Genomic DNA, 22733 nt, shown 5'->3' on the forward strand with positions numbered 1-22733 from the left:
GCTGCTTATTTCTCAAGCCTCAGTACGCAGACTTTCCTTAGACGTTCCGCGCTTGTGATTCCGCTTCTATAGCCCGCGTTTCTGACCTTCGTTGAAGGGCATATTGCAGAAAAAAGCGCCTGCGAAGAAGGCTGGCAAATTTCCTTTCTAGTCCGACGACAGGGGTGACGTCAAGGTGAGCGGATCACCGACATAGCCTAACCGGTAATGCTTTGTTACGCGGTAACGGGAGACGTGTGAGTTCGGTTTGATTGCCGTTACTCAATTGAACGAAACAAACGCCGCCTAATAGCTTATGTATTGCAGTACGACCCGGAGGTTTGGCGTGGGGTACGTAGCCGCGCCTCGTATATGGCTTTCGTTAAGCGAATGCGGTTCATAGCCAAAGAAAGAGGGGCACTTCAGCCAGTTTCAGGACACGCGTGAGTAACCCCAGTATCGTATGCGGCAGTATATAAGTCCGATACCCACGGGACGTTGCGGCTTAATGCACATCGCCATACCATCAATTGCCAGTGTGACATGCTGTCCTGTCAGGGAGCCGATACGGTACGTCTCGGGGGGCAGTATCAATGAATAGATTGTCTAGGTTGTTCCAGATTTTCATCCAGGAAAGTCTCTCGAATAGCCAACATCGCCCAAGAAGCCAACGAGGAGGTTGAAATGAAGTCTTGTCGTCGTGAGTTCATCGTACGAAGCGCTGGATGGCTAGTGTCGAGCGCTTTCTTTCCGCTCGTCGCTCACGCAGCGGAAGAATTGTCCGAGACAGATCCGAGCGCAGTCGCACTCGGTTACCGAGCGGACGCGACCAAGGTGGACAAAGCCAAGTTTCCGAAGTACGCCGCCGGCCAGAACTGCGCGAACTGTCAATTCTACCAAGGCAGTGCATCTTCAAAGACTGCTGCCTGCCCGCTATTCACAGGCAAGACCGTCGAAGGGGCCGGCTGGTGTAGTGGGTACGCGCAGCGAGGATAACTCAGTTGGTTTCTGCCTGCGCGAATTGCAAGTTCTGCAACCAATTGTGTGATCGAATTTCCGTTCTCCGGCGGCGTCGAGTCAAGCTGAAGGGGCTCTTAGCCGCCTTGGACGTCGCCTGCCCGAAAGCCTGTCTCCGATATACACCACATCACGGATGAACGGCCTGTGAGGCATATTTTCCAAGATCGAGGTCGAAAATGGACATGACGTCAGGTGCTCCGCATCGCCCATCATTGCGCGACAAGAAGGTGGTGATCGCACCCTCTTCACGCGTTACGGTCTGGCAACCGAGGATTCCCGCGAAGACGTTGCTTCTTGATGTGCTGTTCGCAGTGACCTTGGTCGGCGGGGCAGCGTTCGCGCTGACCAAGTATCACTCGCACATGAGTTTTGACGACATACTGGTGCTGGTATGCGCGATTCCTGCCCTTATCACGCTGGGATGGCGTTGGAAGCCAGCGCGCATGCTACTAGTCGGTATCGCTGGCTTATCCCTGTTTGCGATTAACCTGTACGGCAACGTTCTCGGCCGAGCAGATCATGCCTTTTTCCTGAAGTACCTTCTATCGAGTCAATCCGCTATCCTTTGGATGAGCGCGCTATTTGCCCTGGCAACACTGTTCTACTGGATCGCCATGATAGCCCGCTCGCCGTCGGCGGGTGCGATTGCATCGAAGCTCACATGGAGCGCTGTTCTGATGGGTTTCGTCGGGATGATGGTGCGCTGGTACGAATCCTATCTGATCGGACCCGACATTGGGCATATCCCAATCTCGAACCTGTATGAGGTTTTCGTACTGTTCAACCTCATCACGGCGCTCTTCTATCTCTATTACGAGAGCCACTACAACACACATGCGCTCGGGGCCTTCGTGCTGGTCGTGGTTAGCGCCGCAGTCGTTTTTATGATGTGGTATTCGATATCACGGGATGCACAACAAATTCAGCCGCTTGTCCCGGCGCTCCAGAGCTGGTGGATGAAAATACACGTACCGGCGAACTTCATTGGGTACGGCACCTTTGCTCTATCCGCGATGGTTGCCGTTGCCTACCTGATGAAAGACAAGGGCATCCTGGATGATCGTCTCCCGGCGCTCGAAGTACTAGACGATGTGATGTATAAGTCAATTTCTGTCGGATTCGCTTTTTTTACCATCGCGACGATTCTAGGTGCGCTATGGGCGGCGGAAGCGTGGGGCGGTTATTGGAGTTGGGATCCGAAGGAGACCTGGGCGCTGATAGTATGGCTGAACTATGCGGCATGGTTGCATATGCGTCTGCTCAAGGGCCTTCGAGGCAGGCCTGCAGCATGGTGGGCGTTGACGGGGTTGGTAGTCACGACATTCGCGTTCATCGGCGTGAATATGTTTCTTTCGGGTCTGCATAGCTACGGCAAGCTCTGAAAGTGGTGTGCGCCTTCGTAGGAATTCGCGGTCTACGGGTCGCTGTGTGCGTGAAGAGGGTCATGCGCTGCCGTGCCGCCTTGAGCGGGCGGCACGCGCCGGCTGACTCCAGCATCCATGATGGATTTTTCAAGTTTGCAGCAGTTAATGCTCAATTCGCACGGGCAAAGGCGCTCAGGCCAAGCATTCTTCATTGTCTTCCTGCCCTGAAGGGCGGTTTCCCGATGGTGAATCGTGGCGCAACGCGATGTTCTTGACAGCCGGGCATTGCTAAGACTGGTTCTCGCGTGAGCCGCTATCGCACGTTGACAGGACTTTGAGTTCTATCGCGCTGCTAACCCGCGAAGGTCCGTAGACGGAAGCGCTTGCTGAAAAGGTACCGTTCGAGCGCCTGAAAGCACCGAATGCGTCTGATACCAAAAGGGACGCCAGTTCCCGTTCGGCCCTGTGCAACCGCCAGCTCAGTGCCGTGCCAACCGACACGGCCGCATCGAGTATTTCGGGTCGCAATCCAAGGGGACAGCCTCGCCACCAAGATATTCGGAGCGGTCGATGCGGTCAGATACGCATCGCGATGAGGGCCGTAGTGGGCATGCGTCCGCAGCGGGGGGCATCGCCCGCTGCGGACGAAGTTGACTGAAAGTCCTGCCACGCGGACGGCTATCCGTGTGCTGGTCGGGGTTGACCATCATGCAATCCCTCGATCTCCCTGCAAGGAAAGAAGGGGATTCACGTATGGCCGCCTGACGCGGCGTTCATGCAGCGTACAGAGGTGCGGTGCAGGAGCGATGGCTCTCCACCCGGCGATATCTGCGACGCCGGACTGGGAAAGGCACCACTCGGAAACGGCGGGAACACCATGCCGCTTAGCAGGACGACCGTTACTCCAGCGCTCCAGATCTGTATGTATGGATTTGAGCACGACTAAGTTGGGCATCAGCCTCTACACGCGCGAAACGCCATAGCTTGTGAAGGGGGCCTTGCACAGTAAGTGCGAGCGCCATTGGCGACGCCGCAGGCGCCCGACGCTAAGACCGGTAGCCAGAAAGGCCACTATCGGCGGCGTCCGCCATCTTGATCGGCAATGCGCTGGCTCCGCCATCGTAATATCAATGCAGCTGAGGACATCGCGGCAGGACGTCGCCAGCTCGCGGAGGAAATTCCAGTCCATACCACGCGATGGAAGGCTGCCGCAGTCCGAGGCTAGGGAGGAAATTAACGGTGTTTTCGGCACACCGGAGGAGAGGGATCTTCGGCGGCGGGTCTCGCCTTGTGGTCTACGCGCGATTAAAGGGTGTAAATAATGCCTGCAAAGATCGATCCGAACAGGAACCACTTAACTGCATAGTAGGTGGGTCGATGCCAAGCCTTCATCCACTTTCCCAATCGACGGATTGCGTAAACGTATTTGAATACACGGTTCAGAAAGCCGGTCCGGTCGCCGGTTTCGTTCGGAGAGGTGGCGGCGCGGAGCACCACGTTCGAGAAAGCCCTGTTGAACGCAGCAACCCAGCGGTAACGCATCGGACGTTCGATATCGCAGAAGAGGACGATGCGCGAGATTGTGGTTTCGTTCTTTGCGTAATGGATATAGGTCTCGTCGAACATGACCTCCTCACCGTCGCGCCAACAATATTTTTCCCCATCCACCTCAATAAAGCAACTGGGACTGGAGGCCGTGACGAGCCCGAGATGGTAACGGACGGAGCCGGCGTATGGGTCGCGATGCCTGACGAGGCTCGCGCCAGGCGGTAACTGAGCAAACATCGCTGCTCGTATGGACGGAATCTCCTGTAGCAAACGTGTCGTTACTGGACAAAGCGCCATTGCAGACGGATGAGGTTGGTCGTACCACTTCAGATAGAACCGGCGCCATCCGGTCTTGAAGAATGAGTTAAATCCGATGTCGCCGTAGTTTTCTGCAGCCGCAATTTTCTGTGCTGCGTCGACTGCCATGGCCTCATCCCGGATGGTCTTCCAGTTCGCTTTTAACGGCGCCAGTTCAGGAAAGCTGGACGCGTCGATATACGCGCCTCGTTTCAGCGTCGAGAATATGTAGAAGACGGCATTAATCGGCGCTAAAAACGTTGAATGGTCCGATAATTGGCGCCAGAACTTGAAGCGTACCCTGCCTCGCATTGCCACGTAGGAAGCGCTAGCAACAAACCAGAACAAGACCAATACGCGCACCATCTACTCCTAAATAATTCGCCAAGATTAAACTCGATTTGCAAAAGTTCGCTTCAGGCAACACGTGGTACGTGCGACCGTGTACCGAAGTTCTGACTTAATGCGGCGGTTCATGCCGGTCTGCTGCGCCGTCTTTGCGTCACCCGAAGTGAGAGCGACGGGAAATACCCCGGCGAAAACCAAGGGGCTCGATCTGTCGATGGATTGCACGGCCGCGTCTCGAAAGGCTGCCGTGCATTAACCGGCCGAAAAATATATCCGTTCCTTTTTTCGTTTCTCTCGATGACCAGCGGCCACATGCAAGCGCTTCGACGCAAATCACGAGCTTCCGTCATTTTAAATGACGTCAAAAGGGAAACGCTGCATCCTTCAGTATACGCGGTTGATACGTGAGCATCTTTGACGTGGTCGCGCGGCACTTTCAGAGGATCGTTGCTTTCGGTGATAAGTTTGCTGTGGGTCGCAGTCCGGTCCGTTATAAGCTCCCTTTTCGAAGTCATCGCGTGGTCCTGCGCCACGTGAGCGTGAACCCGGAGGCATACTCACGCATATTGCTTGCATACTCAAGCGCCGTTGCACCTCTAAGTCTTTCAGCAGGAAACTATGTGTGTTCATCAACACACGAGGAGCAGTGCCATGAGAATTGCCGGTGTCTTGTGCGTCGCCCTGGCAGGATTGTCTGTGACGGTCGCTGTTAGCGCCTACGGGCAGACGGAGACGCGCTTACCGTACAAAGGGGCGACCGCCGCTGTTGTCGACGGCAAGGGGAATATGCACGTGCCCGCCGATTACCGGACCACTTATCAGATGCTGGGCAGTTGGGCGGTCGCCGCAGACAGTGGCCCGGGCTCAAAGCAATTGCACGTGGTCTATGCATCACCGGGAACCATCGCGGCGTATCGCAAGGACGGACATTTTCCGGATGGCACTATTCTGGTGAAGGAAGTGTACAAGACGAATACGAAGCCAATGACGACCGGCACAGTAAGCAGTGCGGGCACCCTTTCAGGCTGGTTCGTGATGGTTAAAGATGACGTCGGTCGCTTTCCGGAAAACAAGCTTTGGGGCGACGGATGGGGTTGGTCCTGGTTTGATGCAACCGATCCGAAGAAGACTACATCCACGGACTATAAGAAAGACTGTCAGGGGTGTCACATACCGGCGCAAGCGTCAGACTGGATATATACGACGGGTTATCCGCCTCTCAGTCGCTAAGTCAGTGCACGGCCTCGGTGTTTGTCGAGCCGTTGCACTAGCTTGAGCACTTTGGGAAAGCGAGGATCACGGCGTGGTGCTGATTGTTCTTCGCTTTTTAAGGTTCCCGTGGCGCCTGATATGAGGCGTCGAACGGTTTTCGACCCGCTGCTACGTTTCGGCGAAAAACCTAGGAGATAAATCAGATGAAGGCAATCATTGTGACGGACCAGGCGGCCGGGACGGCCGACATGAAGCTCGCCGAGAGGCCGGAGCCAGAGGCAGGGATAAACGACGTGGTTGTTCAGGTCCATGCGTCGGGATTCACTTGGGATGAGTTGACGTGGCCCTCGACGTGGACCGATCGTCAAGGTCGCGACCGGACACCATCGATTCCCGGACAAGAGTTGGCAGGTGTAGTCACCGCCCTCGGCTACGGCACGAGGGGACTTTCGGTGGGACAGCGCGTGTTCGGCCTTACGGACTCGTATCGCAGCGGTACCTTGGCCGAGTATGTGGCGATCGAGGCGCGCAACCTCGCGCCGCTGCCAGGCGACGTCGACTTCACGGTGGGGGCAAGCGTCGCAATGCCGGGCCTGACCGCGTGGCAGGGACTATTCGACCACGGTCGCCTTCAGGCAGGACAAAGCATCCTTGTGCACGGAGCAGCCGGTGCAGTCGGTTCGATGGTAACCCAACTCGCACGCGAGGCAGGCGCCCATGTCATCGGCACAGGACGCGCTACACACCGTCAGACGGCGCTCGAATTCGGCGCGCAAGAATTTATCGATCTTGAGAACGACGACCTGAAAGATGTCGGTTCAGTAGATCTGGTGTTCGATGTGTTCGGTGGCGAAATCGGGAAGCAGTCGGCTCGTGTAACTCGAGCCGGAGGAACGCTGGTGACAATTGCGGGGCCGGCCGAGGCGCGACCTGTTGACGGCCTGGCGATCGACTTTGTTGTCGTATCTGATCGCACCCAACTTGGCGAAATCGTCCGGCGAGTGCGTGAGGGTCGGTTACGTCCGCATATCGGCAAAGTCTCTAACCTTGAGGGCGCCGTTGTTGCGCTTAACCCGACCGGAAAGGCCAACGGAAAAACGATCATCCGAATTCGTCCGTGAGCGATACGCGGCCGTCACTGCGACGGTTCCAGTAAAGAAGCATGCAACATGGAGAGAATGCACATGAAGGCGATTGTGGCAACGGATCAGACAGCAGGATTGGCAGGATTGAAACTTGTTGAGCGGCCGGAGCCGTCGGCAGGGATAAACGACGTTGTTATTCGGATTCATGCATCCGGGTTCGTCCCCACCGAAATGGCGTGGCCTTCGACGTGGACCGATCGCAGCGACCATGACCGAAAACCGTCGATCCCTGGCCATGAGCTGGCCGGAGTGGTCACCGCTCTCGGCTACGGGACGACGGGTCTGTCTGTGGGCCAGAGGGTGTTCGGCCTCGCCGACTGGTACCGTGACGGAACCTTGGCGGAGTATGTGGCGATTGAGGCGCGTAACCTGGCACCGCTGCCCGGGGATGTCGATTTCGCAGAGGGCGCTAGCCTGCCGATCTCAGGGCTGACCGCCTGGCAAGGGCTGTTTCAACATGGGCGGCTCCAGGCAGGCCAGCGCGTGCTCGCTCACGGTGCCGCCGGGGCGGTCGGCACCATGGTGACGCAACTCGCGCGAGAGGCCGGCGCGTATGTCATTGGCACAGGGCGCGCCGCAGACCGTCAGAAGGCGCTCGACTTTGGTTCGCAAGAGTTTGTCGACCTCGATAACGATACGCTTGAGGATGTCGGCGGAGTTGATCTTGTTTTTGATGTCATCGGTGGCGACATCGGGAAACGATCCGCAGGCCTGGTTCGAGCCGGAGGGACACTGGTGTCCGTTGTCGGGCCGTCCGAGGCGCGTCCTTATAACGGGCGTGCGATCGATTTTGTTGTCGAGTCCGATCGCGCCCAATTGAGCGAGATTGTCCAGCGGGTGCGGGACGGACGACTACGGACCAACATTGGCGAGGTCTCGACCCTCGACGATGCCGTCGCGGCCTTGAACCCGACCAAACGACGCGAAGGGAAGACGATTATCCGCATTCGGCAGTGAGAAGTCAGCAAAGCGCGGTACCCGATACACGTAACTATTTGCTTGCTCGCCTAGCGCGTTGCTGCGGTCAGTCCGGCCAAAATGCAGTACATGAGCGATACATGTAGCTTGACTACCAACGGTAACGCGTTCCGCGATCAGCAAGGGAACGGAGTCTCATGACTGCGGTGTCGAAAGTCGCAGGACGCGTTCGCGTTCGAACGACGGCATACTCGCTTTGTGTCGCCACGAAGACGGGAACGGAGGGCGCGATCTTCGGGAAATAACATTCCGCGCCACACGACGGTGTTGACTTGTAGCTCGGGATTGACAGGACCAAGTCGATCCAATCCATGGCTAAAGTTATGCTCGGGGTGTAGTCCCCGAGTATTCCCGGTAGAGAGCTGCTCTGCCAGTTTAGTGGCGCTCCACCGTTGGTTCGTCAAATAGCGATGGCACGTAGAGCGAGCGTGCGTCACAACGATATATCCATCGGATCAAGGAGGTTTAACATGCATCAGCGCGCTGTACTTGCTGGAGGATGCTTCTGGGGAATGCAAGATCTAATCCGCAAGCTTCCCGGTGTTGTTTCGACTCGCGTCGGGTATACCGGGGGCGACATTTTGAACGCGACCTACCGCAATCATGGCACTCATGCGGAAGGGATCGAGATAGTCTTCGATACAACGCAGACGAGCTACCGGCGCATTCTGGAGTACTTCTTTCAAATTCACGATCCGACGACACTGGACCGTCAAGGTAACGATGTGGGAACAAGCTACCGTTCGGCGATTTTCTATACGACCCACGAGCAGAAAAAGGTGGCGCTGGAGACCATTGCCGACGTGGAAGCATCGGGCCGGTGGCCGGGCATCGTTGTCACTGAGCTTGAGCCTGTCGGAGACTTCTGGGAAGCTGAGCCGGAGCATCAGGACTATCTTGAGAAGCAGCCCGGAGGGTATACCTGTCACTTTCCTCGTCAAAACTGGGTCCTTCCAAAGAGCGAGACAGTAGACGATTCCGCGACAATTCATGCTCTTGCTGGCGCGAATACCCGGTCTTAGGTGCAGTACGTCATGCAAGAACTTTGCGTCTGGCCAGATGGCAGTTTTCGCACTGGGTGCCGGGTGCTCAATGCGGTGCGTCTCGGTTGCGAACGAAACCAGCGTCGGTTGTTCAAAGACGTGAGCTTCGGCATCGCGGCCGGTGACATGTTGCGCATCATAGGTCCCAACGGCAGCGGAAAAAGCAGCCTTCTGCGTCTGTTATGCGGGTTGGCTCAGCCGGCTGAGGGGCATGTCGAGCTGTTCGGTCAAGCCCTTGCCCAGCAGCGCGGAGCCCTCGCTTCTCGGCTGCTATGGATTGGGCATGCCCTCGGTGTGAAGGCACTCTTGACCGTTGAGGAAAACTTGTCATGGCTAGGAGCATTGCACGGGCGCGATGCGATCGCCGCCGTAGGGCGGGCGATTGTCGCGGTTGGCCTGCGCGGCTTTGAGGACACGCATTGCCATGACCTGTCGGCGGGCCAGCAGCGCCGCGTCGCATTGGCGCGCCTGTACCTGCCCGGTGCGCCAATGCTGTGGCTACTGGACGAACCGTTCACCGCGCTGGATAGGGCGGGCACAGCGCAACTTGAAGCGCGCCTGGCAATGCATTGTGAGAGCGGCGGTGCGGTAGTGCTGACTACGCACCACGAACTGACCCAACGGGCGCGAGCTTACGCTGTCCTTGATCTTGGGCAGTACGCGACGTGACCATGGTCGTGATTTCCTTACTTAACCGCGAGTTGCGTCTGATAGGTCGCCAACCAGGGGACGTTGTTAACCCCTTAGCGTTTTTCTCCGTTGTCGTCGCGCTGTTTCCGCTAGCGCTGGGGGCGCAATCACAGTTTCTGCAAAAAGCCGCGCCAGGGTTAGTGTGGGTCGCGGCGCTGCTGGCCATGCTGCTTTCGCTAGACGGGCTGTTTCGTGCTGATTTCGAAGATGGCTCGCTGGAGCAATGGATGCTTTCATCGCACTCGATGCTCGTGCTGGTACTGGTCAAGGTAACCGCGCACTGGATTTGCAGCGGTCTGGCGATGGTGGTGGTGGCCCCTCTCCTTGCCTTGATGCTGGGCCTCCCGGCCCATTGCTTCGGCGCGCTGCTGCTTTCCCTGTTGCTGGGCACGCCTGTGCTTATCCTGCTCGGTGCAGTCGGCGCCGCGCTCACGGTTGGTTTGCGTCGAGGCGGGTTGTTACTGGGGCTGCTAATCCTGCCCCTGTACGTCCCGGTGCTGATCCTAGGTAGCGGTGCTCTGCAAGCCGCGTTGCAGGGCCTGCCTGTTGCGGGATACCTGCTGTGGTTGTCGTGCCTTACCGCGCTGGCGATGACTTTGGCGCCGTTTGCGATTGCCGCGGCGCTTTCCATCAGTGTCGCCGAATGACGCGCCATCCGTGGTGCCGGCCCGACGACCGCTCAAGAGCAACTCGAATGAACTGGACCTGGCTACACAAATGGGGCTCGCCAAAGCTGTTCTACTCCATGAGTGGCAGGTGTCTGCCATGGCTCGCATCTGCGAGCGCGCTTTTGCTCGTGATCGGACTGTCGTGGGGACTAGCATTTGCGCCCGCAGACTACCAGCAGGGCGACAGCGTTCGCATCATGTACATCCACGTGCCGGCCGCTCTGCTTGCTCAATCGATCTACGTCATGTTGGCGACTGCCGGGGTCATCGGGGCGATCTGGAAAATAAAGCTGGCGGACGTCGCGCTGCAGCAGGCTGCCCCCGTCGGTGCCTGGATGACATTCATCGCGCTGAGCACTGGGGCGATCTGGGGCAAGCCCACCTGGGGCACTTACTGGGTATGGGACGCACGCCTGACCTCCATGCTCATCCTGCTGTTCCTGTATCTAGGTGTCATCGCGTTGGGTCAGGCGATCACCAATCGCGATAGTGCCGCGCGCGCCTGCGCGGTGCTATCCGTGGTCGGCGTTGTCAACATTCCCATCATCAAGTATTCGGTCGAATGGTGGAACACCTTGCACCAGCCCGCCAGCTTCTCGCTTACATCTGCGCCGGCTATGCCGGCGCAGATGTGGCTGCCATTGTTATTAACCGTGCTGGGATTCTATTGCTTCTTCGGAGCAGTATTGTTCGCGCGTATGCGCCTGGAAGTGCTGCAGCGCGAGACCGGCAGCCGTTGGGCCGACGCTGAGGTCGCCCGGCTTCTGGAGAGTCGGACATGATCGCATTCGCGTCGTTCGCTGATTTTCTCGCCATGGGTGGACACGGCGCCTACGTCTGGAGCGGCTATGGTTTGTGCGTTGCTCTATTGGCATTGAACGTGATGCTGCCTTTGTTGGCACGCCGTCGGTACCTGAATAAACTCGCGCGCAGCCGACGCCGGGAGATTTCGCAATGACTCCTGCACGCAAAAAGCGACTGTATTGGATGCTGGCGCTGCTCTGTGGAGTAAGCGCGGCCGCGGCGTTGGCAATGGCGGCGTTGCGGCAAAACATCAATCTGTTTTACACCCCAACTCAGATCGCGGCTGGTGAGGCGCCGCGCGGCACTCGCATTCGCGCGGGCGGGCTGGTAGAGACGGGTTCGTTGAAACGCACGCCGGGTTCACTGGCGCTGCGATTTGTCGTGACGGACGGGGAGAGCAGCATCCTCGTGCGTTACGAGGGCATTCTGCCTGACCTTTTCCGCGAGGGCCAAGGCATTGTCGCCATGGGTCACATAGAGCCCGGCGGCGCACTGCACGCTGATGAAGTCCTTGCCAAGCATGATGAGAAATACATGCCACCTGAAGCGATGGGTGCGCTGAAGAAAATCGGTGCGAGACGCCAGCTTCCGCGCGGCAAACAGGAGTCGTATCGATGATCCCGGAACTCGGACTATTGGCCCTGATCCTGGCGCTGTGTCTCGCACTGGTTCAAGCAAGCGTCCCATTAGCTGGTGCCTGGCGGGGCGATCAACGCTGGATGGCGCTGGCGAAGCCGGCCGCGTGGGGACAGCTCACGTTCTTGATGTTCAGCTTCGCCTGCCTGGTGCACGCATTCCTAACGGACGATTTCTCGGTTGCGTATGTCACGGAAAACTCCAACAGTGCGCTGCCCTGGTATTTCAAGGTCAGCGGAGTCTGGGGTGCGCATGAAGGTTCGTTGCTCCTATGGGCTCTGATACTGGCCGGATGGACAACTGCGGTCTCGATCGGCGCGCGCCAACTACCGGACGCGATGCTGGCGCGAGTGCTGGCTGTGATGGGCATGATAAGCACTGGTTTTCTGCTGTTTCTGATCGGCACCTCCAACCCGTTTGCGCGCTTGCTACCCAATGTCCCAGTCGATGGCCGGGACCTGAATCCTGTGTTGCAGGACGTCGGTCTAATCGTCCATCCGCCCATACTGTACATGGGCTATGTTGGCTTCTCGGTCGCCTTCGCCTTCGCCATCGCTGCCTTGCTGGATGGCAAGCTCGACGCCGCGTGGGCACGCTGGTCTCGACCCTGGACAAACGTGGCGTGGGCGTTTCTCGGTGTGGGCATCGCCGTCGGGTCATGGTGGGCTTACTCTGAGCTCGGGTGGGGCGGTTGGTGGTTCTGGGATCCCGTCGAAAACGCGTCATTGATGCCCTGGCTGGTGGGCGCGGCCCTGATCCACTCCCTGGCAGCGACTGAGAAACGGGGCGTATTCAAGAGCTGGACTGTGCTACTGGCGATCGCCGCTTTCTCGCTCAGCTTGCTAGGCACCTTCCTGGTCCGGTCGGGCGTGTTGACCTCCGTGCACGCTTTCGCCACCGACCCGGCACGCGGCGTCTTCGTGCTCGCGTTTCTCCTGGGCGTGGTGGGTGGGTCGCTTGCGCTGTTTGCTCTTCGCGCGCCAGTGGTCAAGAGCCATGCAAGCTTCGGAATCTGGTCACGTGAGACGCTGCTGTTGGTCAACAATCTGCTGCTGTCGGTGGCGGCGGCCGCGATCCTGCTCGGCACGCTCTACCCGATGGTTCTCGACGCGCTCACCGGCACGAAGCTGTCGGTGGGGCCGCCTTACTTCAATGCCATGTTCGTGCCGCTGATGGCGCTGCTGATGGCGACGGCTGCGGTCGGCATGTTCACGCGCTGGAAAGCCACGCCAGTGCGCTGGCTCGCGCGAATGCTTACCCCTGTGCTGGCGGCTAGCCTGATGCTCGCGTTGGTCGCGGCTACCTTGCAGAGCCGGTCGCGTTGGGCGGTGGCTGCGAGCGGCTTCCTGGCTGCGTGGATCGTATTCGCGGGCGTTCGTGACGTGCTGGACAAAACGCGTAATAAAGGATTGCTCACGGGCCTGCCAACGCTCGGCCTTAGCTATTGGGCAATGCAACTGGCCCACCTGGGCTTCGCTGTGTGTGCTTTGGGCGCCGTGCTGACGAGCGTCTGCAGCGTTGACCGGGATTTGCGTATGACGTCAGGCAAAGCCATCGAAGTCGGGGGCTACGATTTCATATTCGAAGGCACCACGCGGATTCAGGGGCCGAATTATGTTGCCGATCGCGGCAGTGTACGGGTCCTTCAAGACGGGCGTGAGGTTGCAATTCTGCATCCAGAAAAACGCGTCTACCAGGTCCAACGGACTCCCATGACTGAGGCCGCTATCGAGGCGGGTTTCACCAGAGACCTGTTCGTAGCCTTGGGCGAACCGCTGGCCGACGGCGCCTGGGCGGTGCGGGTGCAGATCAAACCTTTCGTTCGCTGGATCTGGGTGGGTGCGCTCCTGATGGCGTTGGGCGGCACCCTCGCGGCGACAGACCGGCGCTATCGCGCCAGGTCGACCAGGTTGACTCCGGAGCGACGCATTCGCGGAGCGCGAACATGAAGCGGTTGCCGTTGCTCTTGCCGTTCACAGTGTTTCTGCTCATCGCGGGTCTTCTGTATCGCGGTCTGTTCCTCGATCCGACCAACGTGCCATCCGCGCTAATCGGAAAACATTTTCCCGTTTTCGCCCTGTCGGCTCTCGACCAGCCGTCGCGCACCCTGACACGCAAGGACATTGTAGGAAGACCGGCGTTGGTTAACATCTGGGCCTCATGGTGCTCATCATGCCGACAGGAGCAGCCGGTGTTAATAAGATTGGCCTCTCGAGGCGTAGTCATCTACGGTGTCAATTACAAAGACGACCGGTCTGCGGCGCTACGCTGGCTGGGTAAGTCGGACAATCCGTACTTGCTGGACATTGAGGATAGTGTCGGGTCCTTAGGTGTGGACCTCGGCGTTTACGGCGCCCCCGAGACGTTTGTCATCGACGCTCGAGGTGTCATCCGCGACAAGTATGTTGGAATCATCGACGAGGACGTTTGGCGGAAGAAACTTGCCCCGGTTTATTCCAAGCTGTTGCAGGAGGCCGGACCATGAAGCGTGTCTTCGCTGCGATCGCGCTAGCGCTCGGCATGCTCAGTGCCAGCTACGCCGCCATCGATCCCCGTGACTTTGCTAACGACAGCCAGCGCGAACGGTATCACGAACTGGCCGTCGAGCTGCGTTGCCCGAAGTGTCACAACCAGAGCATCGCGGAATCGGATTCACCGATCGCAAACGATTTGCGTGGTCAGATTCATCGCATGCTGCGCGAAGGCCGAAGCAACGATCAAATCATTGACTTCATGGTCGCGCGCTATGGGGATTTCGTGTTGTACGACCCACCGCTTTCCAGCCGCACGGTGCTGCTTTGGCTTGGCCCTGCAGGATTGTTATTAGCTGGAGGCGCGATCGTCGCGGTTATCGTCGCAAGCCGGCGTCGCTCACGCCACACAATAGCAAGTCCATTGTCGGACGGTGAACAGCGTCGCTTAGCGGGCCTGCTCGGAGCCGCGGACTCATCCATTGGACAAGATATATGATCGTTTTCTGGCTCTACGCAGGACTGTTGTTTGCAGCAGCGCTAGGCTTCGTCCTAGTGCCCCAGTTGGGCCTGTCGCGCAGGCGCGTTGATGCCGATCGCACCCATATGAATGTCGTCCTCTACCGCGAACGTCTGCACGAATTGCAAGAGCAGCACCACGTCGGCGCGCTCGACGCGGCCCAGCTCGATCTCGGGCGCGTCGAGGCTGCACGTGAACTGCTGGACGACACGCAGCGTGCGGAGGATGCGGTTGATTTCCCCCTAGGCCGAATTATTCCGCTTGCAGCAGCGCTATCAACGCCGCTGCTGGCGCTGGCGCTTTACCTGCACTGGGGCTCGCTTGACCAACTCAAGCTCGCACGTCAACGCTCCGTTGCACAAAACGTCGAGAAAATCGCTATGCGCGAGGAAGCAGTATCACTGGCTGCCACGTCGGACTCTGCCGATGGTTGGTCATCGTTGGGCCGCGCCTACATGGCACAAGGACGGATGTCCGAAGCGGCCCGGGCGTACGAGCGTGCAGCGGCGCTAGCAGGGCGGGCGCCGGAACTGCTGGGTCACTGGGCCGAGGCCGAATATTTCGCAGATGATCGTAAATGGACTGCCAAGTTGCAGGCACTCATCGACGAGGCCCTCGCCAGCAACCCGCGAGACGCGGTGAGCCTTAAGTTAGCAGGCATGGCCGCGTTTCAAGCCGGTCGATACAGTGACGCAGTTGGCTACTGGGAACGTCTTGCGGCCACACTGCATGAAGGAGACTTAAGCCGCATCTCGATTGCCAAGGACATTGCCCGCGCCCGCGATCTGGCGAAGTAGCGACGCTTCCAAAACGTCTTGGTCAGGTTCGTACGGACCGACGTCATTTCCTTGTTCCGCGCCGCATGCAAAAGTCAGGTATTGCGCGGCACTGGCGCCTTCATGTTGAAAGCGACCAGGAGCCAGCATAGGATGAAAAACGTGCACGCATAGAACACTGCGCTCGCGCCGAAGTGTTTGAGCAGCCACCCGCCCACCACGCCGCCGATTGCAAGACCGATTGACTGGGTGGTGTTGTAGACGCCCGTGGCTGCCCCTTTGCGGTTGCCCGGTGCGAGCTTCGACACTAGCGATGGCTGTACGGCTTCGAGGATATTGAAACCAAGGAAATACACGAACAATAGGATTGTCACGACCGCTATAGTATGCGTGAGCAAACCGAGCATAAACTGGCCAATGAGGACGAGTCCAATAGCTGAGACGACCACCGACTTCATCATATGTCGCTTTTCGGCGGCAATGATAGCGGGCACCATCAGGACAAACGAAAGGCCCATAGTCGGCAGATAGCTCTGCCAGTGCGACGCGACGGGGAGGCCCGAGTCCACGAGCAGGCGCGGGACGACCAGAAAGAGCGCGGTCTGAGTGGCATGAAGCACGAGCACGCCGAAGTTAAGACGCAGCAACTCTTTATTGCGCAGTACTTCTGCGAACGGCGCCCGCACATGCACAGGCATGGGCGCATCTGGCACGATCCATAGCACGACGGCTATCGCAAGAATCGAGAATGTGCCGACGAGCGCGAAGAGGCCGCCCATGCCTAGCCAGTGGAACACGATGGGCGCGCCGACGATCGCCACGGCAAATGACATGCCGATCGAGCCGCCCACCATGGCCATGGCCTTGGTGCGGTGTGCTTCGGAGGTGAGGTCGGCGATGAATGCTAGCACTGCGGAGGAAACCGCACCCATGCCCTGAATTATTCGACCCGCGATGATCCACGTGATGTCGTGCGCGAAGCTCGCAACGAAGCTGCCGATAGCAAAGATCACGAGGCCTGTGATGATCACGGGCTTTCGTCCCAACTTGTCGGATAGCCAGCCGTAGAAAATGTACAGCAGCGACTGTGTGACGCCGTAGGCGCCGAGAGCGATGCCTACGAGCAGAGCATTGTCGCCGCCAGCGATGCTTTTCGCGTATACCGAAAACACGGGCATGATCATGAACAGGCCCAGCATGCGCAGGGCAAAGATCGAGGCGAGCGAGAGCGTCGCGCGCAATTCCGGTGCGCTCATTTGCGATTGGAAAGTCGAAGATGTGGAGGAGGCGTGCATGTTGATCAATCAAAAAAGGCGCGATGGCGCTGGCTAGGGTGTTGCGCTCGTTGGAAAGCGGTCCATTCTCTCGATGAGCTTAAAGCGGAACGGCATTTGTAACGACGTGCGGGCTCACCGATTTTGGTTCACGGTGCATATCATCTTTCATCGCCCGTTTCTGCATTTTCGCGGACCATCAAGGAAGACGTGGCCGAGGGTGACTGTCGACTACTTACGAGTATGTCGTGCGATTGCCTCATGTGTCTTCTTGTATAGGTTCATACTGACCAAGCCACGCATTTTTTGTGGCTCCATTTGAAAGGTCTATAATTTCTGCTGTACTCTAAGACGTTCCCGAAGGAAATGAAAACATACTTAGGTATTGAAACAATATCCCCGTGATTGCGCTACTTGAACTTCGGGATTGCGCATTGGCAACCACGATTGTTGTGGCAAGCGTGCAAAGCAAACCTTCGTATATGCGGAGAGACGAACCGGTTCTCCAGTCTGCACTTAAGGCAAACGTCGAGCTTCGTGACCTGTTTTCGTGCTGCCTTGAGCCCCGCCTTCGGCTGTCTCATTTTGTGCGAAAAGGACGGGAATTCCTTCCGCAATACGTCGCCGTCCAGGCGCTCGAATGGAACTTGAGCACGGATTTCGCCACCCGTGTTCTGGCGAGCGTCGATGCGTTACGGACGGCTGACGACAGCGAGACGTTGTATATTCCCGCATGAAGCGGTGTAGTATTCGACCGCCACGCATTTTTGAACCATACTCTATTGATGTGATGACCAGAATGACTTCATTTGAAAGAACCGCGCAGGCTGCGCGGGTGCGCCGGAGTAAGGCAGCATTGTTACCTATAGCGCGTGCCGAAGCGGACCGTGTCAGTCTGCAGGTGCACGTCGCACTCGATGCCATGCGACGAAAAAGGGGCAATCTCGATGCCGCGCGTACGCTATGCCAAGTCATGCTTGTGACTGGCCTGCTCATCGAAGCGGGCTATGGCAATGCTACGTTCGAACAAATGAAGGAAGCCGAAAGCATTCTGTTCGCGGCATTCAATCGAGGTCGACATTCCGACTTATGGATGCTTGAGGAAGAAGAATTCCAGCATTTCGCTACCATTGTCACCACATACGATTATCAAATGCGTCGCGCGCCACTCGCGGCAATCATCGAATCCGGTCACCGTTTGGAGCGGTTTCGCGCCGGAGAATCGTTTGATCGGATGGGCTACAGGCGCGCTTGACCTTCTCCCGAGCCTGCAAGAGTAGCTCGGGAGAGATCTGGTTGGCTCATAGCGTCGATTGTTCAGTCGTCGCCGAGACGGGTGCATTTGACAACACTTGGGAATCGACGGTCTGTGGGCTATGATTGGTTTCGTGACTAACCACGTGAAACGTAGCCCAGTGATAGACTCCTCTCGATTAATTTCGCACAATGTTCAGGCGGATTTCGCGACCCAGCGAGTGGTTGAGGCAGTGAAAGCCCGGCTGCGCAGGGACGAAAATGTTCCCGTAGCGACTCTCGAGCATCAACTCGCTCTCGTTGACCAGTTGTCCAGGTTTGAATTTGGCAGGTTTCTGTTGGTCAACCGTGGGCTCGATGCATACTGGACACACAGACTTGTAACTCACGAGACAGACTCCTTGCGGCGTGGCGAGGTTTCCGAGCTCGAATACCTCATTTTTGAAAGGCTTCCGGCGGTACTTGCCACTCGCGAACGCTTCAAGATTTTTTGTCGGGAATTGCAGGCGAGGCTCAAACCGGGACTCGTGCTTGCGTCTATCCCTTGCGGATGGATGGGGGACTTGTTGCTGCTCGATTACAAGAGTTGTTCTGACGTGAGGTTGTTGGGCCTTGACCTCGACCAGAACGCGCTCGATGGAGCACTCAAATTAGCCAATGAACGCAGCCTCGCTCGACAGATAGAGCTACGCCGTGCCGACGCTTGGGAGATGGACCTGAACGCTGAAGTGGATATACTGACAAGCAATGGTCTAAATATATACGAACCCGATAACGAGCGCGTGGTCAGCCTATATCTCAAGTTCTTCGACGCACTTAGGCCCGGTGGTCAGCTTGTTACGAGTTTTTTGACGCCGCCGCCTGATCTGTCGGATGAATCGCCATGGGACATGAATGCGACCACACGCAGTGCGCTTGCGCTGCAACAATTACTATTTGTACAGATATTAGAGGTCAAATGGAGCTCGTTCCGCACTCATTCGGAAACACGAGTGCAACTCGAGCGCGTTGGTTTCAGGGACGTGACTTTTGTGAACGACCGAGCGTGCATGTTCCCTACCGTCATAGCTAGAAAACCATCTTGATATTCCCTGACCTTCGCCTACGGCTATCGCGAGGGAGCATTCCTTTTGCAAGGCGGCGACATTTCACCGTAAAAATGTCCTGCCACTTGGATGTCGCAATGACGGGCTTCATCGCTTGGCGGTGAGGACACTTCAGCGCGGCAGCGGATCCACTTCTGTGCTCAGACCGCGAAGGTCCAGCTTGCCGTGCTTCCGATCACGCTTCGCGAACTTAAGCTAGACTTTGGTTGTCTCCGCCGTGTCGTAGGTCGGTATCTGCTTTTTCGATGTGGATGTCGACGCGATGGCTCGATCCTAATCCAGTCCTTACGGGCCATCAAGGTCATCGCCAAGGGCCGGACAGCTTCGGCTGGCGGAGCCGATGCCCGTTCTCGGACGGAGAGTGTGAACTGCGCGTAAGGAAGATGGATCACGACTACACAATAAGCGGGCATCAGACGTGCTTCACGACTAGATATTCACTGCTTCGTCGAGAACTCCAAATCGTCTTTCGCGGCGATAATTTCGACTGCAACTAACCTGCTCGATGGATCAAGATGGGGCACTACCAAGAGTGTCGAAGCAGGTGTTGCACCTTTAAGGTATTTTTCTCGGATCGCTGAATATAGAGGTATATGTTCTTCGAGCTTTAGATACTGCGTCACTTTAACGATGTCGTGCACTGTCATTCCTGATTTCTCATGCGCGTCGACCGTGCTTCTCCATATACTCTCGCTTTGCTCTTCTATGCTTGTAGAGATCCACTTCGAGGCGAAAAAATTCGCGTCGCCTGACATCATCAGCCATCGGAGCTTGGGTCGGGTGGCGGGGTTGTTACCGCCTGCTTTCGTCTTCGATGGGGTGGGAGACCCAAGTGCAGAATAACGCATAGATTGCTCCATGGTTGAATGAAGTTGAAGGTTTTCGTCGGCTTGAACGTCGATAAGCTCACGGAAACGATATCAGTGCAAGCGCGTCGAGAATTTTCGATCTGTGGGCCACGTAATCGCTCTTTTGCGACGTAAAGCTAGCTATTGTGGCTGGGTCAGCCGCTTCGGATACGGCAAGCTCTCTTCGACGTGCTTGCCGTTCTCCATGTGCACAATAGCGGACGATACCAATATCGTCAGATTGAACAGTCCGATCTGGGTTGCAATGCGCGAAGCGAGCGACGTGACGCAGTCGGGAAGTCTGGTTTTCGCCAACCCACCGCGCGGGCACTTCTAGCTCGAAGGTTCGGCTATCGGTGCAGAGCCGCTTCCGTTTGGACCGGCCAGAAAGATATTTGACACCGGATCGAAGCACTATCGATAGAGCGACTCCCGTTGGTCCTCGCGAGTAGTGGCGGTCAATGCGATATTCCATAAGCGATGCCTTGCAACATATGAAAAGTGAATTCTTATGTCTGACCGAATCACTAGCAGTCCAGTAACAATGGTTCATGAAATGAAGTGTCAAGTTCTCCGCCCCCCCTATTCAATGTTCGTTGGCCATATGTTAAACCTGAACGAAGTATCGAAAGCGATACATCCGTATATGCATTTCGGAAGATCTCGCCGAGAGACGATGCGAGCTGCCGGGAGAGTTTGAGGCGGTAACGGTTGGTCTGCACAACCTGACCAGGACGTTCAGAAGCCGTTGCAACAGGACATATCTATAGGAGATATGTCATGGGAGCTGTTATCTATTGGTGAGACGGCGGTGGAGCCGGGCGTCGTACCCTTACATCGGCAACGGAGTATCACACGGCTTTATCGAAAGATGGCGCTTCATAGGAAGCTCCGGCCTTGAGGCAGAGATAGATCAAAAAGGTTTTGAAGCCGGACTAGCGAAGGTAGCGCGTCCAGTAACAACTGCCTTTCGTTGCGCCCCGATAAGGGCGGTAGAGTCGCCAGGAATGTCGGTCGGTATTGCTCGCCGCCGCTATCTAACAGCGTGAGTGTCGACGAGCGTATGGCGCAACAACCTAAATGAGAGACCGCTGTGTTCTCATCTTGATTGACGCGCCGCAACGAGCGCGCGATCGGCCTCCATCGGAAATCCGTGCGGTTCGGGGTCCGCCCCCTATGCTTTTTCGTCGACGGATGGCACGCAAATGGACGTATTTCTGGGGCCGGACGGGAAGCGCCGTCGTCGATGACTTGAATGATCGCCGCTCGCACGTTCGATGAAGTGACGTACTGGGCGCGGTACGTGAGCGCGTCCAAGGCGCACCGGAGCACGGCCCGGTTCTCTGCTTCCTATCTCAGGCGGCCGCTGAAGGCGGTGGCGGTGCAACCACGCCACCTCATGCGCACGACGCATACGCGGCGCTAGCTGACAATGGTATCGCCGGCGGCGAAGAGTGGGTGTCGTGCGAATTCTTCCCGCGCTCGCCGGAGGGCGTCCGTTACCGCCTCGTCGCCATGCGTGAGTCCTTGCAGCAACACGAAATGAGTGGTCTTCAATCCGATTGACCGGAGCGCGTAACGTAGATACGGGGTGAGGAAATCGCCTTGCCACGCCCGGTCGCCGCTATGAAAGCCACCGGAACCGACGATCACGAAGGAAGGCCGGTCGCGCATCAGACCGACCTTCCCCTCCGGCGTTACGGCGAAGGTGCGATGAACCCGAAGTACGTAGTCAATCCAGAGCTTCAGCGCGGCCGGAACCGTGAAGTTATGCATCGGTGTATTGATGATGAGCGCGTCCGTCATTTCGATCTCGCGAATGAGCTGCTCTGACACGTCGAACAGGCTTACATCAGGTTCACGTGATGTAATGGCTTTCGCATAGTCCTGCGTGATCGGCGGCAATGGTGTCGAAACAAGATCGCGCTTCACCAGCGCGCTATGCATATTCTTACCCAGCGAGCGAATCATCTCAACGGCGAGACTATAGCCGTGACTCATTTCGCCATGCGGGCTCGCGTTCACGAAAAGAATTTTCATTGTTCGCAACCCGATCCGCCGTGCGCAAGTGATTCAACGAAGTGCATACCTTTGGCGAGCAGGCCGTTGCGGAAGTAGAAACGTTGCGCGAGCGGCATGTGTAAGCCGGTGTCGAGCACGAAATGCGCGCAGCACGCTTGACGCGCAATCTCGCGGACCTTGTTGAGCAGATCCGCTCCTATACCACTGCGTTGCAGTCGAGAAGTTACGACAAGGTCGTCGAGATAGATGAAGTGCCCATACAGTGTATTTGTTTGCGCGCGATATCCGGCTAGACCGAGGATTGTCCCATCTACGCCGCACGCGGCGAGCAGACGATAGTTCTCTTTGTGCTGACAGCGCAATTGCTCACAGAAGGCTTTGGGGTCCGTCAGATGCGGCCGCAATTCCTTCATGACGTCGAAAGCGCGGATCCAATCATCGGGGGAATCAAGATGCTCGAACGTCGCGTTCGTGCCCATATCGTCTTCTCCTTGTTACATCGCGCGCATTGTATCCAATTAACGAAACGCACTGTAGGGACAAGAAACGATCGTCCGACCAGGTCATCTTGGATGGCTCGCGACCGGTCTGACGATCCCGATTGTTAGCGGCACTCTTGAAAACATCGTCGACCGTCCTCGTCGTTGCCGCTCGAAAGGGACAGTGGATACCTCGCTTGATGGACGCGCATGCGCAGCCGCGCTAGCTGGTGTCGATAGACCTTCGCGTC

Annotated in this window: 22 protein-coding genes and 1 pseudogene; 18 read left to right on the forward strand and 5 right to left on the reverse strand. The window is 57.3% G+C overall.

What is annotated here, in order from left to right:
- Positions 1-663 precede the first annotated feature (663 nt).
- Together HDG33_RS18390 and ccsB are read left to right on the forward strand one after the other, a co-directional pair.
- Positions 664-975: a high-potential iron-sulfur protein gene (locus tag HDG33_RS18390; RefSeq protein WP_184031920.1), complete on the forward strand. Its 312-nt coding sequence runs from the start codon at positions 664-666 to the stop codon at positions 973-975.
- 320 nt (positions 976-1295) lie between these two features.
- Positions 1296-2381: pseudogene (gene ccsB, locus HDG33_RS18395) on the forward strand (c-type cytochrome biogenesis protein CcsB); the annotation flags it as partial.
- 1287 nt (positions 2382-3668) lie between these two features.
- Here the strand turns inward: ccsB and HDG33_RS18400 are convergent.
- The gene (locus HDG33_RS18400) at positions 3669-4571 is read right to left on the reverse strand and encodes an aspartyl/asparaginyl beta-hydroxylase domain-containing protein (protein ID WP_184032156.1); all 903 of its coding nucleotides are present in this window, start codon (positions 4569-4571) and stop codon (positions 3669-3671) included.
- 636 nt (positions 4572-5207) lie between these two features.
- Here HDG33_RS18400 and HDG33_RS18405 point away from each other — a divergent pair.
- The 13 genes from HDG33_RS18405 (at position 5208) to ccmI (ending at position 15520) form a co-directional block, all read left to right on the forward strand.
- Entirely contained in the window at positions 5208-5786 is a 579-nt protein-coding gene (locus tag HDG33_RS18405) for a cytochrome P460 family protein (RefSeq protein ID WP_184031922.1), read from the forward strand.
- Between the two features lie 185 nt (positions 5787-5971).
- Positions 5972-6889, forward strand: coding sequence for an NADP-dependent oxidoreductase (locus HDG33_RS18410; RefSeq protein WP_184031924.1), 918 nt, complete (start codon positions 5972-5974; stop codon positions 6887-6889).
- 63 nt (positions 6890-6952) lie between these two features.
- Complete coding sequence (locus HDG33_RS18415; protein ID WP_184031926.1) at positions 6953-7870, forward strand: NADP-dependent oxidoreductase; 918 nt, start codon at positions 6953-6955, stop codon at positions 7868-7870.
- Between the two features lie 491 nt (positions 7871-8361).
- Positions 8362-8913, forward strand: a complete 552-nt coding sequence (gene msrA, locus HDG33_RS18420) for a peptide-methionine (S)-S-oxide reductase MsrA (protein ID WP_184031928.1) — start codon at positions 8362-8364, stop codon at positions 8911-8913.
- Positions 8914-8925: 12 nt separating this feature from the next.
- Positions 8926-9603 carry a cytochrome c biogenesis heme-transporting ATPase CcmA gene (gene ccmA / locus HDG33_RS18425; protein WP_184031930.1) on the forward strand — a complete coding sequence of 226 codons (678 nt, stop codon included), beginning with the start codon at positions 8926-8928 and terminating at the stop codon, positions 9601-9603.
- Between the two features lie 2 nt (positions 9604-9605).
- A complete protein-coding gene (ccmB, locus tag HDG33_RS18430; RefSeq protein WP_221311465.1) occupies positions 9606-10271 on the forward strand; it encodes a heme exporter protein CcmB in 666 nt (221 codons plus the stop codon).
- A gap of 47 nt (positions 10272-10318) precedes the next feature.
- On the forward strand, positions 10319-11074 hold the full coding sequence (locus tag HDG33_RS18435) for a heme ABC transporter permease (RefSeq protein ID WP_184031935.1): 756 nt from the start codon (positions 10319-10321) through the stop codon (positions 11072-11074).
- Positions 11071-11250: a heme exporter protein CcmD gene (gene ccmD / locus HDG33_RS18440; protein ID WP_221311466.1), complete on the forward strand. Its 180-nt coding sequence runs from the start codon at positions 11071-11073 to the stop codon at positions 11248-11250. The genes HDG33_RS18435 and ccmD overlap by 4 nt, the downstream gene beginning before the upstream one ends.
- Positions 11247-11714 carry a cytochrome c maturation protein CcmE gene (ccmE, locus tag HDG33_RS18445; RefSeq protein WP_184031937.1) on the forward strand — a complete coding sequence of 156 codons (468 nt, stop codon included), beginning with the start codon at positions 11247-11249 and terminating at the stop codon, positions 11712-11714. Before ccmD ends, ccmE begins: the two co-directional genes overlap by 4 nt.
- Positions 11711-13681 (forward strand): heme lyase CcmF/NrfE family subunit, encoded by a 1971-nt coding sequence (locus HDG33_RS18450; RefSeq protein WP_184031938.1) that lies wholly within the window; start codon positions 11711-11713, stop codon positions 13679-13681. The genes ccmE and HDG33_RS18450 overlap by 4 nt, the downstream gene beginning before the upstream one ends.
- The gene (locus tag HDG33_RS18455) at positions 13678-14217 is read left to right on the forward strand and encodes a DsbE family thiol:disulfide interchange protein (protein ID WP_184031940.1); all 540 of its coding nucleotides are present in this window, start codon (positions 13678-13680) and stop codon (positions 14215-14217) included. Before HDG33_RS18450 ends, HDG33_RS18455 begins: the two co-directional genes overlap by 4 nt.
- On the forward strand, positions 14214-14702 hold the full coding sequence (locus HDG33_RS18460; protein WP_184031943.1) for a cytochrome c-type biogenesis protein: 489 nt from the start codon (positions 14214-14216) through the stop codon (positions 14700-14702). The genes HDG33_RS18455 and HDG33_RS18460 overlap by 4 nt, the downstream gene beginning before the upstream one ends.
- Positions 14699-15520: a c-type cytochrome biogenesis protein CcmI gene (ccmI, locus tag HDG33_RS18465; protein WP_184031945.1), complete on the forward strand. Its 822-nt coding sequence runs from the start codon at positions 14699-14701 to the stop codon at positions 15518-15520. Before HDG33_RS18460 ends, ccmI begins: the two co-directional genes overlap by 4 nt.
- 74 nt (positions 15521-15594) lie before the next feature.
- Here ccmI and HDG33_RS18470 read toward each other — a convergent pair whose 3' ends face one another.
- The gene (locus HDG33_RS18470) at positions 15595-16755 is read right to left on the reverse strand and encodes an MFS transporter (protein WP_184031947.1); all 1161 of its coding nucleotides are present in this window, start codon (positions 16753-16755) and stop codon (positions 15595-15597) included.
- 452 nt (positions 16756-17207) lie between these two features.
- On the opposite strand from HDG33_RS18470, the gene HDG33_RS18475 reads away from it, so the two are divergent.
- The 3 genes from HDG33_RS18475 to HDG33_RS18485 all read left to right on the forward strand — a co-directional run bounded on the left by HDG33_RS18475 (position 17208) and on the right by HDG33_RS18485 (position 19112).
- Positions 17208-17510 carry a hypothetical protein gene (locus HDG33_RS18475; RefSeq protein ID WP_184031951.1) on the forward strand — a complete coding sequence of 101 codons (303 nt, stop codon included), beginning with the start codon at positions 17208-17210 and terminating at the stop codon, positions 17508-17510.
- Positions 17511-17572: 62 nt separating this feature from the next.
- Positions 17573-18028 carry a hypothetical protein gene (locus HDG33_RS18480; RefSeq protein WP_260330485.1) on the forward strand — a complete coding sequence of 152 codons (456 nt, stop codon included), beginning with the start codon at positions 17573-17575 and terminating at the stop codon, positions 18026-18028.
- Positions 18029-18161: 133 nt separating this feature from the next.
- The gene (locus HDG33_RS18485) at positions 18162-19112 is read left to right on the forward strand and encodes a cyclopropane-fatty-acyl-phospholipid synthase family protein (protein WP_260330486.1); all 951 of its coding nucleotides are present in this window, start codon (positions 18162-18164) and stop codon (positions 19110-19112) included.
- A 458-nt stretch (positions 19113-19570) separates the two neighbouring features.
- Here the strand turns inward: HDG33_RS18485 and HDG33_RS18490 are convergent, their stop codons facing one another.
- The 3 genes from HDG33_RS18490 to HDG33_RS18500 all read right to left on the reverse strand — a co-directional run bounded on the left by HDG33_RS18490 (position 19571) and on the right by HDG33_RS18500 (position 22482).
- Positions 19571-19981, reverse strand: coding sequence for a RidA family protein (locus tag HDG33_RS18490; RefSeq protein ID WP_184031957.1), 411 nt, complete (start codon positions 19979-19981; stop codon positions 19571-19573).
- Between the two features lie 1422 nt (positions 19982-21403).
- Positions 21404-22021 (reverse strand): FMN-dependent NADH-azoreductase, encoded by a 618-nt coding sequence (locus HDG33_RS18495; RefSeq protein ID WP_184031959.1) that lies wholly within the window; start codon positions 22019-22021, stop codon positions 21404-21406.
- A complete protein-coding gene (locus HDG33_RS18500) occupies positions 22018-22482 on the reverse strand; it encodes a GNAT family N-acetyltransferase (protein ID WP_184031967.1) in 465 nt (154 codons plus the stop codon). Before HDG33_RS18500 ends, HDG33_RS18495 begins: the two co-directional genes overlap by 4 nt.
- Between the last annotated feature and the right edge of the window lie 251 nt (positions 22483-22733).

This window comes from Paraburkholderia sp. Cpub6, assembly GCF_014201065.1.
GTDB lineage: Bacteria > Pseudomonadota > Gammaproteobacteria > Burkholderiales > Burkholderiaceae > Paraburkholderia > Paraburkholderia tuberum.